General features: G+C 69.7%; 14 protein-coding genes. 10 read left to right on the plus strand and 4 right to left on the minus strand.

What is annotated here, in order from left to right; all coding sequences use genetic code 11:
* Window positions 1-10: 10 nt before the first annotated feature.
* The 9 genes from EGK63_RS07255 to EGK63_RS07295 all read left to right on the plus strand — a co-directional run bounded on the left by EGK63_RS07255 (window position 11) and on the right by EGK63_RS07295 (window position 9,395).
* Entirely contained in the window at window positions 11-1,561 is a 1,551-nt protein-coding gene (locus EGK63_RS07255) for a Do family serine endopeptidase (protein WP_125900606.1), read from the plus strand.
* A 65-nt stretch (window positions 1,562-1,626) separates the two neighbouring features.
* Window positions 1,627-2,298, plus strand: a complete 672-nt coding sequence (locus tag EGK63_RS07260; RefSeq protein ID WP_125900607.1) for a response regulator transcription factor — start codon at window positions 1,627-1,629, stop codon at window positions 2,296-2,298.
* A 77-nt stretch (window positions 2,299-2,375) separates the two neighbouring features.
* Window positions 2,376-2,768: an endonuclease domain-containing protein gene (locus EGK63_RS07265; RefSeq protein WP_125900608.1), complete on the plus strand. Its 393-nt coding sequence runs from the start codon at window positions 2,376-2,378 to the stop codon at window positions 2,766-2,768.
* Between the two features lies 1 nt (window position 2,769).
* Window positions 2,770-4,206: a HAMP domain-containing sensor histidine kinase gene (locus EGK63_RS07270; RefSeq protein WP_125900609.1), complete on the plus strand. Its 1,437-nt coding sequence runs from the start codon at window positions 2,770-2,772 to the stop codon at window positions 4,204-4,206.
* A complete protein-coding gene (locus EGK63_RS07275; RefSeq protein ID WP_125900610.1) occupies window positions 4,203-7,088 on the plus strand; it encodes a bifunctional [glutamine synthetase] adenylyltransferase/[glutamine synthetase]-adenylyl-L-tyrosine phosphorylase in 2,886 nt (961 codons plus the stop codon). Before EGK63_RS07270 ends, EGK63_RS07275 begins: the two co-directional genes overlap by 4 nt.
* Window positions 7,089-7,155: 67 nt before the next feature.
* Window positions 7,156-7,770: an EF-hand domain-containing protein gene (locus EGK63_RS07280; RefSeq protein ID WP_165906552.1), complete on the plus strand. Its 615-nt coding sequence runs from the start codon at window positions 7,156-7,158 to the stop codon at window positions 7,768-7,770.
* Between the two features lie 62 nt (window positions 7,771-7,832).
* A complete protein-coding gene (locus EGK63_RS07285; protein ID WP_125900612.1) occupies window positions 7,833-8,408 on the plus strand; it encodes an RNA polymerase sigma factor in 576 nt (191 codons plus the stop codon).
* 10 nt (window positions 8,409-8,418) lie between these two features.
* Window positions 8,419-8,859: a hypothetical protein gene (locus EGK63_RS07290; RefSeq protein WP_125900613.1), complete on the plus strand. Its 441-nt coding sequence runs from the start codon at window positions 8,419-8,421 to the stop codon at window positions 8,857-8,859.
* A 2-nt stretch (window positions 8,860-8,861) separates the two neighbouring features.
* The gene (locus tag EGK63_RS07295; RefSeq protein WP_243637610.1) at window positions 8,862-9,395 is read left to right on the plus strand and encodes a periplasmic heavy metal sensor; all 534 of its coding nucleotides are present in this window, start codon (window positions 8,862-8,864) and stop codon (window positions 9,393-9,395) included.
* On the opposite strand, the gene EGK63_RS16950 is transcribed toward EGK63_RS07295, so the two are convergent.
* From EGK63_RS16950 to EGK63_RS07315, 4 genes are all read right to left on the minus strand, one after another.
* Window positions 9,380-11,767, minus strand: coding sequence for an ATP-binding protein (locus tag EGK63_RS16950; RefSeq protein WP_125900614.1), 2,388 nt, complete (start codon window positions 11,765-11,767; stop codon window positions 9,380-9,382). The genes EGK63_RS07295 and EGK63_RS16950 overlap by 16 nt on opposite strands.
* A 91-nt stretch (window positions 11,768-11,858) precedes the next feature.
* Window positions 11,859-12,449: a hypothetical protein gene (locus tag EGK63_RS07305; RefSeq protein WP_125900615.1), complete on the minus strand. Its 591-nt coding sequence runs from the start codon at window positions 12,447-12,449 to the stop codon at window positions 11,859-11,861.
* A gap of 89 nt (window positions 12,450-12,538) precedes the next feature.
* Entirely contained in the window at window positions 12,539-12,952 is a 414-nt protein-coding gene (locus tag EGK63_RS07310; protein WP_125900616.1) for a CBS domain-containing protein, read from the minus strand.
* Window positions 12,953-13,035: 83 nt separating this feature from the next.
* The gene (locus tag EGK63_RS07315; RefSeq protein ID WP_243637611.1) at window positions 13,036-14,850 is read right to left on the minus strand and encodes a VWA domain-containing protein; all 1,815 of its coding nucleotides are present in this window, start codon (window positions 14,848-14,850) and stop codon (window positions 13,036-13,038) included.
* 182 nt (window positions 14,851-15,032) lie between these two features.
* Between EGK63_RS07315 and EGK63_RS07320 the strand changes: the two genes are divergently transcribed.
* Entirely contained in the window at window positions 15,033-16,898 is a 1,866-nt protein-coding gene (locus EGK63_RS07320) for a monovalent cation:proton antiporter-2 (CPA2) family protein (RefSeq protein ID WP_125900618.1), read from the plus strand.
* Window positions 16,899-16,902 lie beyond the last annotated feature (4 nt).

The raw sequence follows: 16,902 nt of genomic DNA on the forward strand, positions 1-16,902 counted from the left end.
AAGGACGACGATGCTGAAACGCAAGGAGTTCATTCTGGGGGCCGCTGTCGGCCTGACCTTCGCCGCCGCCGCGACGGCGGGCGGGGTCATCACCTGGCCGGGCGCCGAAGCCGCGCCCGCCGCCAAGGTCGGACAGCTGGTTCCCTCGGCCGGGGCCGGAGCCTTGGCCTTCGCCCCGCCGCAGGGCGCGCCGCTCAGCTTCGCCGACATCTTCCAGCAGGTCGCCCCCGCCGTGGTGCAGATCGACGTGAAGACCCGCGTCCAGCGTCCGCGCGGCGGCGTGTTCCAGATTCCCGGCTTCGGCGCCGTGCCCATCCCCGGCGCGCCGGGCGGCTCGGGCGAGGGTGAGGAAGATAACTCGACCACGGCGATGGGCGCCGGTTCGGGCTTCCTGATCTCGGCCGACGGCTTCATCGTCACCAACAACCACGTCGTCGAGAACGCCGAGGAGATCAGCGTCAAGTTCAGCGACGGCCGTGAGTTGAAGGGCAAGCTGATCGGCCGCGACGAGGGCACCGACCTGGCGGTCATCAAGGTCGAGGGGTCGGCCTTCCCCTTCGTCAGCTTTGAAGAAAGCGCCGAGCCGCGCGTCGGCGACTGGGTCATCGCCGTGGGCAACCCCTTCGGCCTGGGCGGCACGGCGACGGCGGGCATCGTTTCGGCCAAGTCGCGCGACATCGACCCGGTCGGCTACAACGAATATCTGCAGATCGACGCGGCCATCAACCGGGGCAACTCGGGCGGGCCGACCTTCGACATCTATGGCCGCGTGATCGGGGTGAACACGGCGATCTTCTCGCCGTCGGGCGGCTCGGTCGGCATCGGCTTCGCCATCCCGGCCAGCACGGCCAAGGCTGTCACCGACAAGCTTATGCGCGGCGAAAGCGTCGAGCGCGGCTATCTGGGCGTGCAGATCCAGACCCTGTCCAAGGAGGCGGCCGCCGCCCTGGGGCTGAATGAAGACACCAAGGGCGCCTATGTCGCCGAGGTGACGGCCGGCGCCCCTGGCGAACGTGGCGGGATGCAGATCGGCGATGTGGTCGTCAGCGTGAACGGCGATGCGGTCGACAGCTCGACCGAACTGACACGCCGCGTGGCCCGCGCCAAGCCCGGCGACACGCTGCGGCTGGAAGTTCTGCGCGACGGCAAGCGCCAGACGTTGAACATCCGCGCGGGCACCCGTCCGTCGGAAGCCGAACTGAACGGCGGCCAGGATTCGGGCGCTCAGCAACCGGGCGAGGACGGCGCGGCTGTCGGCCAGTCGATCGAGGGCATGACGGTGACGCCGATCACTGCGGCCCTGCGTCAGCGCTATTCCATCCCCGACGGCACTGAGGGCGTCGTTCTCACCGCCGTGGCGCCTCGTTCGGAGGCGGGCAAACTCGGAATGCGCCCCGGCTTCGTAATCCAGCGCGCCAACAACCGTGTGGTCCGCTCGGAAGCGGATCTGAAGGCGGCCGTTGATGCGGCACGGACGGCGGGACGGCCGGGGGTCTTCCTGCTGATCCGGACACCGGCGGGCAATACCTCGACGGTTCTGCCCTTCGCCAAGTCTGAATAAGGCGTAACTCACGGGATCGGCGGCGATGCGCTAACATCGCCGCCGAATCTTTTTTGGGAGGCTGCATGCGTATTCTGGTGGTTGAGGACGACGCTGAAGCCGCGACCGCCATGGTGCGCGGCCTGAGCGAGGCCGGGCACGAAGTCACCCATGCGGTGGACGGCGCCTTCGGCCTGCTTGAGTCGCAGAAGGGCGGCTACGACGTCTATGTCGTGGACCGCATGATGCCGCGCCTGGACGGTGTCGGCATGGTCGAGACCATCCGCAAGGGCGGCGACCAGACGCCGGTCCTGTTCCTGTCCGCCCTGGGCGAGGTCGAGGACCGCGTCACGGGTCTGAAGGCGGGCGCCGACGACTATCTGGTCAAGCCCTATGCCCTGGCCGAACTGGTCGCGCGGGTCGAGGCCCTGTCGCGCCGCCGCGAGACGGGCGGGGTCCAGACCGTGCTCAAGGTCGGCGACCTGGAGATGAACCTGATCGCCCGCACCGTCCACCGCGACGGCCAGGAGATCGACCTGCAGCCGCGCGAGTTCCAGCTGCTGGAGTTCCTGATGCGCCACGCGGGCCAGTCGGTCACGCGCACCATGCTGCTGGAGAAGGTCTGGGAGTACCACTTCGACCCTCAGACCAACGTCATCGACGTGCACATCAGCCGCCTGCGCTCCAAGATCGACAAGGGTTTCGACAGGGCCATGCTGCAGACCGTGCGCGGTGCGGGGTACCGGCTGGAGGCGTAAGGCGCGCAATCTTTCTCCCTCCCCTTCATGGGGAGGGTGGCCGGCGCAGCCGGTCGGGTGGGGAGGGCTTGCAAATCATGGCGATCATCGCTCGAGCCCGCGCCATGCGAAAGGCGCTGACGCCACCCGAGGCGCGTCTGTGGGTGCAATTGAAGCTGTTGCGCGCTCAAGGGTTTCATTTTCGGCGGCAGGCGCCATTTCGCGGCTATTATCTCGACTTCGTCTGTTTTGACCAGCGCTTGGTCATAGAGGTGGACGGCGTCACCCACACGGTCGAGGCGCGGGCGAACAGGGACAGGGTGAGAGACGCGGTGCTGGCAGGCGAAGGGTTCACGACGCTGAGATTCGACAACGCCGCCGTTCGCGATGATCTGGACGGCGTGATGGCGGGGATAATGGGCGCGCTTGAAGCCCTCCCCACCCGGTCGCTGCGCGACCTCCCTCCCCATGAAGGGGAGGGAGAAAGCTGAAGTGAAGCTGCCCTCGCTCTTTCGACGGACGCCTTTCCGGCTGACGCTGCTGTTCCTAGCGCTGTTCGTGGCGACGGCCAGTGCGGTCCTGGCCTATGTCTATTTCGCCTCGGCGTCCGAGGCGCGGGCGCGGGCGGAGGCCAGCGTCAAGGCCGAGGTCGAGGGGCTGACGGCCGTCTATCGCACGCGGGGCCGCGACGCCCTGAATCAGGTGTTGGTCGAACGCACGCTGAAGGGCGGGCCCTACCTCTATCTGCTGATGGCGCCGGACCGCTCGGTCATTACCGGCAATGTCTCGGAATCGCCGCTGGATCCGCCCAGGGAAGACGCGCCGCCGTCGACCGCGCGCTGGGACGACTTCCGCCTGACCGATACGGACGAGGACGGCCGCGTGCGCCGTCGCGGGGCCATCGGCGTGGAGATGACCCTGTCCGGCGGCGAGCACCTGTTCGTGGGCGAGGACATCGGCGACATAGAGGCCTATCTGGCGCGGCTGACCCAGGCCCTGTGGGGCGCCATGGTCATGGTGCTGGTGCTGGGCGTCGGCGGCGGACTGTGGATCAGCCGGGGCGTCGAGCGCGCCATGGCCGGTCTGAACCGCGTGGTGGCGGCGGTGCAGGAGGGCGACTTGAAGACGCGCGTCCCGATCCGCCACTCCGGCGACGAGCTGGACGAACTGGCCGAGGGGCTGAACGGGATGCTGGACCGGCTGGAGGGCTCGATGGCCTCGATCCGCCACGCGGGCGACGCCATCGCCCATGACCTGCGCACCCCGCTGAACCGGATGAAGGCCAAGATGGAAGTCGCCCTGATCGACGCCGAGGCGGGGCGGACCTCGGGCGTCGACGCCCTCAGCGTGGCGCTGGACGAGGCGGACGCCCTGCTCAAGACCTTCAACACCGTCCTGGCCATCGCCCGGTTGCAGGCGGGCGGGGCGCCGGATCCCAAGATGTTCGACGCCGCTGATCTGGCCGCCGACATGGCCGAGCTCTACGAACCGGCGGGCGAGGACAAGGGGCTGGAGTTCGCCGCCGAGATCGAGAAGGGGCTGATGATCGAGGGCAACCAGCCCTTCCTGGCCCAGGCGCTCGCCAATCTGATCGACAACGCCATCAAATATACGCCGGAGGGCGGGGCGGTGATGTTCCGCGCGCGCCGCCGTTCGTCGGGCGATGTGGAGTTTTCCGTCACTGACAATGGGCCGGGCGTACCGGACGAGGATCGCGAGCGCGTGCTGCAACGCTTCGTCCGCCTGGACAATAGCCGCACCGAGCCGGGGTCGGGCCTGGGTCTGTCGCTGGTGACGGCGGTGGCCGAGGCCCACGGCGGGCGCATCCAACTGGACGAGGGGCCGGGCGTCTATGACGGGCGCGGGCCGGGCCTGCGCGTGGCTCTGATCCTGCCCGCCGCCAGCCGGGCGCTTGAGGCCGAGGCGTGAACCAGGTTCTGGCGACGCGGTTGCAGCCGTGCGGTCCCGTGCGCGACGCCGAGGCGGCGGCGCGCCTGCATGAACGGCTGGCCGAGGCGGCCGACGCCGACGGCTGGCGCGCGACGCTGGACGCGGCCTGGGCTGCGCTGGAGCCGGTCTTCGCCGCCTCGCCCTATCTGGCGGGCTTGGCGCGCCGCTGGCCGGATCGGCTGCGGCTGACGCTGGAGAGCGATCCCGAGGCGCGGCTGGCGGAGATTCTGGCGGCGACCGACGCCCTGACCGGCGCGCCGGACGAGGCCAAGGCGCCGCTGCGTCATTTGAAGGCGGAACTGCATCTGCTGACGGCGCTGTGCGATCTGGGCGGGGTCTGGAATCTGGATCAGGTGACGAGCGCCCTGTCGCGCTTCGCCGATGCGGCGGCGCGGGCGGCGCTGAGGATCACGGCCGACGATTGGCGCAGGCGCGGGCGTCTGGTCTCGGCGCCTGACGATCCGCGCGGGCCGGTTCCGGGCCTGTTCGTCCTGGCCATGGGCAAGGGCGGGGCGTTCGAGCTGAACTATTCCTCGGACATCGACCTGTCGCTCTTCTACGAGCCGGAAGCGCTGGAAACCGCCCTGTCTGAAGGCGTGGAGATGCAGGGCTTCGTCAACCGCCTGGCGCAGGGGCTGACGGCCCTGTTGGCCGAGCGGACGGCGGACGGCTACGTCTTCCGGGTCGATCTGCGGCTGCGGCCCGATCCGTCGTCGACCCCGCCGGTCGTCGCGGCGCCGATGGCGCTGGCCTACTATGAATCCGTCGGCCAGAACTGGGAGCGGGCGGCCTTCATCAAGGCCCGCGTCTGCGCCGGGGATGCGGCCGAGGGCGCCGACTTCCTGAAGGCGCTCGTCCCTTACATCTGGCGGCGCAGCCTGGACTATCAGGCGGTACTCGACATCCAGTCGATCAAGAAGCAGATTCACGTTCATAAGACCGGCGAAGGACTGGAGGCGGCGGGCGCCAATCTGAAGCTGGGTCGGGGCGGCATCCGCGAGATCGAATTCTACGTTCAGACCCAGCAACTGATCCTGGGCGGCCGCGACCGGTCCTTGCGCTCGCCGCGCACCCTGGAGGCGCTGGACGCCCTGGCCGCCGCCGGCCACGTCGCGCCCGAGGCGCGCGACGAACTGCACGCCGCCTATGTCGAGTTGCGCGCGCTGGAGCATCGGGCGCAGATGCTGGCGGACGAACAGACCCACATCCTGCCCGTCGATCCCGAACGCCGCGCCGATGTGGCGGCCCTGGCGGGGCAGGGCGATCTGGCCGCCTTCGATGCCGAAATCGAGCGCCTGCTGGTGCGGGTCAACGCCCGCTATGGCGAACTGTTCGAGGGCGGCGAAGACCTGTCCTCGCCCTACGGCAGCCTGGTGTTCACGGGGGTGGAGAACGATCCCGGCACGCTGGAGACGCTGGCGCGCATGGGCTTTTCCGAGCCCGCCACGGTGTCGGACACCATCCGCAGCTGGCACCATGGCCGCATCCAGGCGACGCGCACGGCGCGGGGACGCGAGCTGTTCACCCGCCTGGCGCCGCAACTGCTGACGGCGGTGGCCAGGACGGGTGCGCCGGACGCGGCCTTCCGCCGGTTCGCCGTCTTCTTCTCGGGCCTCAGCGCCGGGGTGCAGGTGCAGGCCCTGTTCCTGAACCAGCCCAAGCTGTTCGACCTGGTGGTCGGGGTCATGGCCTTCGCGCCGCGACTGGCGCGGGCGCTGGGGCGTCAGCCGCAGGCCCTGGACGGAGTGCTGGACGCGCGCTTCATGACGGCCCTGGGCACCGACACCGGCCTGGCCGATCAGGTGGTGCGCGAGGCGCATGAGGCCGGCGATTTCGAAGGGGCCATGAACGCCGTGCGTCGTCTGCACCGTGAACAGACCTTCCGCATCGGCATGCATGTCGTCACCGGCCGGACCACGGCCGAGCAGGCCGGGCTGACCTACACCTCCCTGGCCGACGCCTGCATGAAGGGGCTGGCCCCAGCGGCCCTGGCCGAGGCTGAGCGAATGGGCGGGGCCTTCGACGGCGCGGTCGCCGTGGTGGCCCTGGGCAAGGCCGGGTCGCGTGAGATGACGGCGGGATCGGACCTGGACCTGATGACCGTCTATGCGGCGCCGCCAGAGGCGATCTCCGCCGGGCGCGGCTGGAGCGCCGAGACCTTCTACGGCCGCTTCACCCAGCGGCTCATCGCGGCCCTGTCGGCTCATACGGCCGAAGGCGGTCTGTATGAGGTGGACATGCGATTGCGGCCGACCGGCTCCAAGGGGCCGGTGTCGGTGCGGCTGGAGACGTTACAGGCCTATTACGCCGAAGAGGCGGACACATGGGAGTTCATGGCCCTGACGCGCGCCCGGGTGGTCTGGGCCAGTGATGCGACGTTCGGTCCGCGCGTCACGGCGGTGCTGGAGGAGGCTCTGCGGCGGCCGCGCCCCGGCGTCGATGCGGCGCATGACGTGCGCGCCATGCGCGACCTGATGGAGCGCGAGCGACGGGCCAAGGGGTTCTGGGATCTGAAGCTGTCGGCGGGCGCGCAGGTGGATGCGGAGTTCGTCGGCCAGTATCGTCAGCTGACGGCCGCCGCCGCTGGCCGACCGTTGACCGTCTCGACGCTTGAGGCGCTGAAGGATGACCCGATCCTGGCTGAAAGCTGGCGCACGCATCAGCAGTTGTCGCAACTGACGGCCTGCGCCTTCGAGGACAGGAACGACCCGGATCAGGAGCCGTCAGGCTTTCAGAAGCGCCTGGCCGCCACGGTAGGCGCGCCCGATTTCGATACGCTGAAAGCGCGCCTGATCGATCTGCGGATGCGGGCGCGGCGGGCGTTCGATGCGGTCCTGCCGCCTATCCGCGACGGAAACTGATCCGGATCGCGTTCAATCTCTCGACAGGGATGCTTTCGGGGCGGCTTCGCCCCAGGAGACCATCGAGATGAAGACCACATTCGCCGCCGCCGCTGTTTCCGTCTTGCTGTTGACGCTGGGCGGGGTTGCCGCCGCACAGACCACGGCGCCCGGAACGGCGCCCCAGCGCCAGGCGCGCATGGCCCAGCCGGTCACTCAGGCCGACTTCGTTCAGCGCCGCGTCGAGCGGCTGCGCGCCGCAGATGCGAACCGCGACGGCCAGGTCACGGCCGAGGAGATGCGCGCGCATGCTCAGGTGCGCCGCGCCGAACGTCGCGCCGCCCAGTTCGATCGGCTGGACGCGGACAAGAACGGCGCCGTCAGCCGCGCCGAATTCGAGGCTCCCCGCCAGCAGGCGCGGGGGGATGGTCGTGAACGCGGCGGCCGTTGGGGCCATGCGCGCCGGGACGCGGAACAGGGGCGCATGGGCGGGCGTGACATGCGCGGCGAGGCTGACCGCTTCCCCATCGCCATCGCCGAGGTTGAACGCAAGGCGACCGAGGCCTTCGTCCGCATGGACGCGAACCGCGATGGAACGCTGACGGTGGAGGAGCGCCGCGCCGCCATGCAGGCGGGCCGCGCCGAGATGCGTCAGAGGCGCGAGCCGCGCCCGGCGTCGCCTTCGGCGCCGGTTTCGGAGTAAGGTGATGTCGGGGACGGCGGATGGACCGCTCGCCCTTTTCTCGGCCGACCAAAGAGGCGTGATTGGCGAAGACCGCCGACCCCGACGAGGACCTGGTGAAGCGCGTAGGCGCGGGCGATCCTGCAGCCGTTCAGGCCATGGTCGCGCGCAAGCTGCCGCGCATGTTGTCGCTCGCCCAGCGAATGCTGGGCGATGCGGCGGAGGCTGAGGACGTGGCCCAGGAAGCGATGCTCAGAGCCTGGCGACAGGCGCCGCGCTGGACGCCGGGGCAGGCGCGCTTCGACACCTGGCTGCATCGGGTGGCCCTGAACCTTTGCTATGACCGGCTGCGGCGACGGCGCGAGATCGCGACGGACATGCCGCCGGATGGAATCGACGACGGACCGGCGCCGGACCGGGGCCTGTTGGCCGCCGAGACCGGGGTCCGGGTTGAGCGCGCGCTGGCGCGCCTGCCTGAGCGCCAGCGCGAGGCTATCGTCCTGTGCCACTATCAGGAGCTCGGCAATATCGAGGCGGCCGCCCTGATGGAGATCAGCGTCGAGGCGCTGGAAAGCCTGTTGTCGCGCGGGCGACGGGCGTTGCGAACGGCGCTCGCGGACATGGCGCCGCATGGCGCTGCGAAGGCGATGGGGAGATAGGGGGCTGAAGATGACGACGATGAACCTGGAACGTTTTGAGTATCTGGCCGACGCCTATGGCGCAGACCTGCGACGCTGGCCCGAGGCCGAGCGCGAGGCGGCGCGGCTGCTGATGGCCGCTGATCCGCGCGCCGGTGTCGTGCTGACCGAGTCCGACCTGGTGGACGCTTTCCTGGACGCCGCGCCGCGCCAGGCGCCGTCGCATGCGCTGCGTGAGCGGGTCATCGCCGATGCTGCGGGCGCGCGCCTGGGACAACGCCGGCGCGGGCTGGGGCCTCTGGCCTGGATGTCGGGCGCAGGCTGGGCGGCGGCGGCCTGTGCGGGCGTGGCCTTCGGCATGGTGCTGACCGGTCAGATGACGGCCGAGACCCGCGCCGACACCGTGCTTTATCAGGCCAGTCTGACGGCGCCTGACGACGCAGAAATCCTGGCCGCAGGCCTGGGGAGATAAGCATGAACAAGGGTCTGAAGATCGCCCTGGCCGCGTCGGTCGCTTTGAATATCTTCGCCGTGGTCGGCGGGGGCACCGCCTGGGTGCTGTCGCGCAAGGCGGCGGAACAGGCGGCCGAGGGGCGCAAGCCGGGCCGCAGCGAACCGGTCTGGGCTGTGGTCGAGGCGCTGCCGTCGGCCGTGCGCGATCAGGTGAAGGGCGAACTGCGCGCCAACGCCCTGCAGGCGCGACCGGACTTTGAGGACTCGCGCGCGGCGCGACGCGAGGCCATCGCCTTGACGGCGTCCGACAGCTTCGACGCGGTGGCGGTCGCAGCCTTACTGGAACGCTCTCGCGCGTCCGAGATGCGTGGACGCGCCCGTCTGGAAGCCGGGGCGGTCGAGACCCTGGGGCGCCTGTCGCCGGAAAACCGCAAGGCTTTGGCGCCCATTCTGTCGCGTCACAAATCGAAATCGCGCGAGAAGTGCAATCAGACGCCGCCGCCGCAGGCGACGGAAAAGGCCAAGGATCAGGCGGGTGATCAGGCCGCCCGCTGAACCCGTTGAATCGGGGCGCCGAGCGGGGCCATAGCGCCTGCGGGAGCGCACACGGGCAGATCAAACCAGACCGTGGTGCCGCGTCCAGGTTCGCTGTCGATCGTCATCTGGCCGCGATGCAGCTCGATCAGGGACTTGGTCAGGGCGAGGCCCAGTCCCGTGCCCTGCGTCGATTTGGAATGCTGGCCCTCGACCTGTTCAAACGGTTGAGCCAGACGGCTCAGATCCTGCGCTGAGATGCCGATGCCGGTGTCCGCGACGGCGATCCGCATCGTCTCATTGTTCAGCGGGACGACGCTGACTTTTACGGCGCCGCCTTCGGGGGTGAACTTCACGGCGTTTGAGATCAGGTTCAGCAGCACCTGCTTCAGTCCGCGCTGATCGGCTTCCACGCGAAGGTCGTCGGGGCAGGACAGGCTGAGGCGCAGTTGTGATTCCAGCGCCTTGCCGCGCATCAGCCGCACGGCGTCGGCGCACAGCTGGTCCAGGGCCACGACTTCATAGTGGAGCGTCAGTTTGCCGGCTTCGATCTTGGCCATGTCCAGGATGTCGTTGATCAGGCTGAGCAGGTGCTGGCCCGAGGCGTGGATGTCGGCGGCGTAACCCTTGTAGCGATGGTCGCCCAGGGGGCCGAACATCTCGCCCGCCATGATTTCCGAGAAGCCGTTGATGGCGTTCAGCGGCGTGCGCAGTTCATGGCTCATATTGGCCAGGAACTCGGACTTGGCGCGGTTGGCGTCCTCGGCGCGGGTCATGGCGACCTCGTATTTGCGCGCCAGCAGCGACAGCTTGTCCTGGCTGGCCTCCAGTTCCTCGACCATGGCGCGCAGTTCGTCGGCGGCGCGGCGGCGTTCAGCCTCCTGGCGACGCACAACGGTGATGTCGGCGCAGATGACCACCGTGCCGCCGTCGCCGGTGAACCGTTCAGCCATCTGCAGCCAGCGACCGTCCTTCAACTCGACCTCGCGCACGCCCGCGCGCCCCTCGACGGAGGGCCGTTCGGTCTTGATGGCGTCTGCGGCGATCCGCGTCAGCTCGTCCTTCAAGGCGCCGCGCCGCACCACGCCCGGCGGAAAGGCGAAGGCGTCCTGGAAACCCTGGTTCCACAGGATCAGCCGCCCGCGCCGGTCGAACAGGACGAAGGCGTCGGACACGCTTTCGATGGCGTCGCGCAGGCGGCTCTCGGCGGCCTGGGCCTGGGCCTTGGTGCGGCGGGCGTCGGTGACGTCCAGCGCAACGCCCATCAGGCTGACGAAGGCGCCGTCGCGGCGCGGCTGGCGCGACTGGCCGCGTGCATCGATCCAGCGGATGCTGCCGGACTTCAAGGGTATGGGGAAGGCGGCCTCGAAGGCGCCATGCAGGGCCGCTTCGTCCAAGGCCTGATGCAGGGCGTCGCGATATGAAGGGTGGACCCGGTCCATCAGCGCCTGCGTCGTCAGACGCGACCCGTGCTCGACCTCAAGCAAGGCGGCCATGTAGTCCGACAGGACCATTTCGCCGCGGCCGATGTCCCATTCCCAAACGCCGCAGCGCGCCGCCTCGACCGCCACGCGAAAGCGTCGCTCGGTTTCGACCCAACGCCGCCCGACGCGCATCTGACGCCAATTTTGCACTGCGATCACAGCCAGCATCAGCACCACCAGCAGCAGAGGGCCGGCCAGCACCCAGGCGTCTTCGAGCCAGGCGGCCAGGCCATGGGCGTGCGGCAGTGCGGCGACGACCGACAGGCCCGTGTCGCCGATGGGGGCGACGGCCGCCAACTGCGCCCGACCGTCCGGCCCCTTGACCGCGCGGCCCGGCTCGGCCTGAGTCTGACCGGACGGCATGACGCTCAGGGCGGCGTCTTTCAGCGTGGCCTTCAGCGACGGCAGGGGCGTGCGGGCCAGAAGCACCGTCCCGCCCGCTGCCGTGACGCTTTGGGTCAGGCCGTCGTCGCCCAACTGGACGGCGTGAAGGGCGATTGCTGGCGCGGAGAGCCGTGCGCCGCTGGCGGCCAGGACGCGGCCTTCGGGGCTCAGGATCATGAAGGCGGCTTCGGGGGCCAGGGCGCGGGCCTGATCCAGGGCGGCGGCGGGGTGACCGGGGGCCTGGGCCAGTGCGCGCGCGCCGGCGCGCAGGGCCAGAGCGGCGCGATCCGCCTGGGCCTCGACCTGAGAGGCGGCCAGGCGGGCCTCCAGCGCCAGAGCCTCGATGCGGGCGGCCTCGGCTTCACGGCGCGGACGGTCCGCCTCACGCAGCACCAACAGGGCGTAGGCGGCCAAGGCCAGGGCGACGGCGAGCGCCAGGATGCGCACCCAGGGCGCGGATCGCGCGTCCTGCTGGTCCGTGGCCCTGCGGCCCGGCTCATAGCTGCGCCGCTCTGTGCCCTGCAAAGGCGACCTCCTGTGCCGATTCAACGCGGAATCTAGGCTGCGTCGCCGACTCCTGTCGAGGGTCGGCGGGGCCGGAAGCTGCGCCGGGGCGCTAAGCGTCGGTTTCGGAAAGGGTTACATCTTCGCGGGCGGCGGGCCGCGTCGCTTCAGGCGGGGGCGCCAGGACGTCGGTGATCCGGCGCAGCACGGTCTGGGCCTGACGCGCCAGGCGCACGGTCTCCGGCGGGGCGTCCTCAGGCGCTTCGGCGACCGAGGCCAGAAGTTCTCGCGCCAGCCCCATCAATTCCGGCGCGGCGGCGATCAGACGCGACTGGAATTCGATGCGTTGGGGATCGCGGTCGTATTCCGCGCCCGGCACGCGCCAGCCGCCCCAGTCCGCCTTGTCCGTGACGACGACCGGATAGCTGCCGGGGAAGGGATGATGGGCGCAGTCGGCGGCGTCCTGCCACTTGTTGCGGGCGCGCAGGACGCGCCAGTCGCCCAGGGCGGTGGCGGCGCGGTCCTCGGCCGGAAGCTGCAGCTCGCCGGCGGCGAATTCACGACCCAGCCCCACGTCGTAGGTGATGCGGACAGGCTCGTCGAAGCCCTTGGCCCAGACAGGGTTGACCTTTTCGACCTGGGCCCAGACGCCGACGCTCTCGACCCAGACCTTCTGGCCCTTCTGGAACTGGGCGCGCGCCATGCCGGACTCCCCTCGCGATCAAGGGGGCAGCATGGCGCGCCAGCCGTTATCGCGGGGTTCCGCGAGATGGTTAGCGAGACCTTAAGTCATCATCCGGGGCGGGAAATCTCTTCCAGCGCCTCGCCGGCGTAGCGTTCCTTGACCCGCGTCGACAGGTCGCCCAGCGAGACCACGCCGACCAGGCGGCCGTCTTTGTCCACCACCGGCAGGCGGCGAATCTGGCGCGAGGACATCAGGTCCAGCGCGACCTTCAGGTCGTCGTCGGCCCGCACCACCAGGGCGTCGCGCGACAGCACGTCCAGCACCCGCGCCTCCGGCCCCGCGCCCGAGGCGACCGCGCGCACCACGATGTCGCGGTCGGTCAGGGCGCCGATCAACCGGTCGCCGTCGGCCACGGGGATGAAGCCGAAATCGCCCGCCGCCATGCGCCCGGCGACGTTCTGAAGGGTGTCTTCGGGACGGGCGACCTGCACGTCCTTGCTCATCACGTCGCGAATCTTCATGGCCTTCTCCCTTGGCGCGGCCGTTGCGGCCTGGCCTTAAGGAACCCGCGCCGCCGGTCGCGGTTCCGGCGGCGCGGGGCAGGCTAGGGCTCGCGACGTTCCGGCAGGCTCTGGGCGGCGCGGACCAGTTGCACGAACTCGGCCCGCTCGCCGTAGGGATCGGCGCCGCGCGCGCCCTGGGCCAGATCCAGCACCCGATCCCAGCCGTAGTCCGGCGCCATCCACGGATCGCCGCGCAGCTTCTGGCCGAAGGCGGCGACGGCCAGGGCCCAGCGGGTCGCCTCGGGCGGAGCGTCGGCGCGCGAACGGTCGGTCAACGGCTGCTGGATCAGCTCTGAACGCTGCTGGCCGGGCTGTTTGTAGCGCACCTGGATGAAGCCCAGTTCGCCGTTCGGATCGCCGTCGCCGGTCGCGACGCGGTTGTCGGGATAGCGACGCTCAGGGATTTGCGTCGGCCCGCCGACAGGCGTGATTTCATACAGGGCCGTGACGGAGGCGCCCGAGCCGACCTCGCCCGCATCGACGGCGTCGTTGTTGAAGTCTTCTTCGTTCAGCAGGCGGGTTTCGTAGCCGATCAGACGCCATTCGGCGACGCGGGCGGGGTTGAACTCGACCTGGATCTTCACGTCGTCGGCGATAGGGAAGGCGCCCCGGTCGAACATCGGCCCGAACAGACGACGGGCCTCATTCAGGTCGTCGACATAGGCCGCCGTGCCATTGCCTGCCTGGGCGATCGCCTGCATCCGGGCGTCCTGATAGTTGCCGCGTCCAAAGCCGTAGACGGACAGGTAGATCCCCGTCTTGCGCTTGTCGGCGACGTAGTCCTCCAGCCGCTTGTCGTCAGTGACGCCGACGTTGAAGTCGCCGTCGGTGAACATCAGGATGCGGTTGACCTTGTCGCGGCCGAAGCCGGCCTGGGCCTGGTCATAGGCGTTGGTCATGCCGGTGGCCCCGGCCGTGCCGCCCGAAGCCCGCAAGGAGGCGACGGCGCAGCGCAGTTTCAGCTTCTGCGTCCCGGCGGTGGGGGCCAGCGTCGTGCCGGCGCCCTCGGCGTAATAGGCCACGGCGACGCGATCCTGGGGCCGCAGGCGGTCGATGATCAGGTTCATCGACTGCTTGGCCAGGTCCAGCTTGTCCGGGCTGTTCATCGAGCCGGACACGTCGACCAGGAAGGTCAGGTTCAGCGGGCGGCGTTGGCCCTCGGGCAGTTCATAGCCCTGAAGGCCCACATGGACGATCCGTCGCCCTTCGGACCACGGCGAGGCCGTCGCGGTCGTGGTGACGGCGAAGGGCCGCGCGGCCGAGGTCGGTCGGGCGTAGCCGTAGTCGAAATAGTTGATCATCTCCTCGACCCGCACGGCGTCGCGCGGCGGCGTCCGGCCCTGATCGATGAAGCGACGGACGTTGGCGTAGGCGGCGGTGTCCACGTCGATTGAGAAGGTCGAGACCGGCTGATCCGCCGTGCGCTTGACCGCATTGGGCGTGGCGTCGGGATAGCGTTCGGTATCGACGGGACGCGGCGGCAGGGGAAGGCCGGGGGGATAGGGACTGATGCGCGACCCGCTGACGACCACGCCGTTCACCGTGGCGGGCGGGGCGGCGTATTCGACCCGGTCTTCCTTCTTGGTCGCTTCGATCGACAGGGTGACGGGCGGAGGCGGCGCGGGCTGGGCCGGCCGCGATCGCAGGACGGGCGGCCGCGCATGGGACGGCGGCGACAGGTCGAAGCCGAGTTCGCGACAGGCGGCCGGGCTGGGCGTTCCGTCCTGAACCACGGGCGGCGGAATGGGCGCGGCGCCGACCGGGGCGGCGGTCATGAGGGCGGCGACGGCGACCAGCGTCAGGCTCGCCGGGCGATGCTGGAATCCGGCGGCGCGGCGCCGTGGATGCTGGGGCATTGATCGATCTCCTCCAACCCTGTCTCGTCCATGAAGAATGACGATGTTCGGCGAAACTAAGGCGAAGGTTCTTCGCGTGGGCGCATCGTCGTCGCCCTGTGGCGCAGTTGCTGTGGTGAGGAACCCCCTCGCTATTCAGTCCTTTCGTCCCCACTATGAAGGCTCAAGCATAAGGGTGAGCGATGGCCGAGGCTGCGACGGGACTGGAACTGGGCCATGTGGCGGCCCTGCTGGCGGCGGGCGTGGTGGCCGTGCCGATCTTCCGCAAGCTGGGGTTGGGCTCGGTGCTCGGCTATCTGGCGGCGGGCGTCGCCATCGGTCCTTTCGGCCTGGCCCTGTTCCGCGAGCCGCAGACCATACTGCACGTCGCCGAGTTCGGCGTGGTCATCTTCCTGTTCATCATCGGTCTGGAGATGCGGCCCAAGCGGCTGTGGGGGATGCGCAAGGAAATCTTCGGCCTGGGGGCGGCCCAGGTCGGTTTGGCGGGTCTGGCCCTGACGCTGGTGGCCATGGCGGCGGGCGTGTCCGCGCCGGTGGCCTTTGTCGGGGCCATGGGCTTCGTCATGTCCTCGACCGCCGTCATCGTGCAGATGCTGGAAGAGCGCGGCGACCTGCCGACGCCCAGCGGCCAGCGGGCGGTGTCCATCCTGCTGTTCGAAGATCTGGCCATCGTGCCCCTGCTGGCCATCGTCGCCCTGCTGGGCGCGTCGATGGGGCAGTCGGCCGAGAGCACGACGCCCCTGTGGCAGTCGATCGGCCTGGCGCTGGCGGCCCTGGGGGGCGTGCTGGCGGTCGGCGTCTACGCCATCAATCCGGTGTTCCGCTTCCTGGCCCGCAACGGCGGGCGCGAGGTGATGACGGCCGCCGCCCTGCTGGTGGTGGCGGGCACGGCCTGGATCATGGACGGGGTCGGCCTGTCGATGGCCATGGGCGCCTTCCTGGCCGGGGTGTTGCTGTCCGACTCGACCTTCCGGCATCAGCTGGAAGCGGACGTCGAGCCGTTCCGCGCCATTCTGCTGGGCTTGTTCTTCCTGTCGGTCGGCATGGCGCTGGACATCGGCGTGGTCGTCAACGACTGGCGCATCGTCGTGGCGGGGCTGGCGGCCTTCATGGTGGTCAAGGCCCTGGTCATCTATGTCGTCGCTCGGGTGTTCAAGGCGCGCCACCATGAGGCGATCGAGCGCGCGGCCCTGTTCGCCCAGGGCGGCGAGTTCGCCTTCGTCCTCTATAGCGCCGCCGCTACGGCGGGCGTGATCGACGCCCAGGCGGGCGCGGCCCTGACGGCCATCGTCATCCTGTCGATGGCGCTGACGCCGCTGACGACCCTGGCGCTGAAACGGCTCCTGCCCAAGGAGGCGGGCCTGTCGCCGGAAGACGCCGAAGGCGTGGACGCCGCCGACGGCCTGGGCGGCCAGGTGCTGATTATCGGTTTCGGCCGTTTCGCCCAGGTGGTGTCGCAGCCGCTGCTGGCGCGCGACGTGGACGTGTCGATCATCGAGAACGATGTGGAGATGATCCAGGCGGCCGGGAACTTCGGCTTCAAGGTCTACTACGGCGACGGCACGCGCCTCGACACGCTCAGGGCCTCGGGTGCGGGCAAGGCCGAGGCGGTGCTGGTCTGCGTCGACAAGCCGGAGGCCGCCGACAAGATCGTGCAACTGGTCAAGTCCGAGTTCCCCGGCGTGAAGCTGATGGTGCGGGCCTTCGACCGCGGCCACTCGCTGCGTCTGATCCAGGCGGGGGTCGACTATCAGGTGCGCGAGACCTTTGAGTCCGCCCTCCGGTTCGGCCAGGCCGTGCTGGAGGAGCTGGGCCTGCCGGAAGACGAGGTCGCCGACGTCATCGCCGACGTGCGCCGTCGCGACGAGGCGCGGCTGGATCTGGATCTGACCGGCGGGCTGAAGGCCGGGGCCGCCCTGATGCGGGGCAATATGCCGACGCCGCAGCCGACCCCCTACATCAAGCCGCACCGCGAAGGGCGTCTGGTCAATGAGGACGAGGCCCCGCCCGAGGCCGTCATCGAGCCGGCGGCGCAGAAGGCGGACTGATCCG

Origin of the sequence: Brevundimonas sp. 357 (assembly GCF_003938605.1) — a bacterium.
GTDB lineage: Bacteria > Pseudomonadota > Alphaproteobacteria > Caulobacterales > Caulobacteraceae > Brevundimonas.

What these genes read in the sequence shown, in the direction of transcription:
- EGK63_RS07305 (WP_125900615.1), bottom strand. Translation starts at nt 12,449, where the DNA reads ATGGCGCGCGCCCAGTTCCAGAAGGGCCAGAAGGTCTGGGTCGAGAGC.
- EGK63_RS07280 (WP_165906552.1), top strand. Translation starts at nt 7,156, where the DNA reads ATGAAGACCACATTCGCCGCCGCCGCTGTTTCCGTCTTGCTGTTGACG.
- EGK63_RS07320 (WP_125900618.1), top strand. Translation starts at nt 15,033, where the DNA reads ATGGCCGAGGCTGCGACGGGACTGGAACTGGGCCATGTGGCGGCCCTG.
- EGK63_RS07290 (WP_125900613.1), top strand. Translation starts at nt 8,419, where the DNA reads ATGACGACGATGAACCTGGAACGTTTTGAGTATCTGGCCGACGCCTAT.
- EGK63_RS07265 (WP_125900608.1), top strand. Translation starts at nt 2,376, where the DNA reads ATGGCGATCATCGCTCGAGCCCGCGCCATGCGAAAGGCGCTGACGCCA.
- EGK63_RS07260 (WP_125900607.1), top strand. Translation starts at nt 1,627, where the DNA reads ATGCGTATTCTGGTGGTTGAGGACGACGCTGAAGCCGCGACCGCCATG.
- EGK63_RS07295 (WP_243637610.1), top strand. Translation starts at nt 8,862, where the DNA reads ATGAACAAGGGTCTGAAGATCGCCCTGGCCGCGTCGGTCGCTTTGAAT.
- EGK63_RS07315 (WP_243637611.1), bottom strand. Translation starts at nt 14,850, where the DNA reads ATGCCCCAGCATCCACGGCGCCGCGCCGCCGGATTCCAGCATCGCCCG.
- EGK63_RS07255 (WP_125900606.1), top strand. Translation starts at nt 11, where the DNA reads ATGCTGAAACGCAAGGAGTTCATTCTGGGGGCCGCTGTCGGCCTGACC.
- EGK63_RS07310 (WP_125900616.1), bottom strand. Translation starts at nt 12,952, where the DNA reads ATGAAGATTCGCGACGTGATGAGCAAGGACGTGCAGGTCGCCCGTCCC.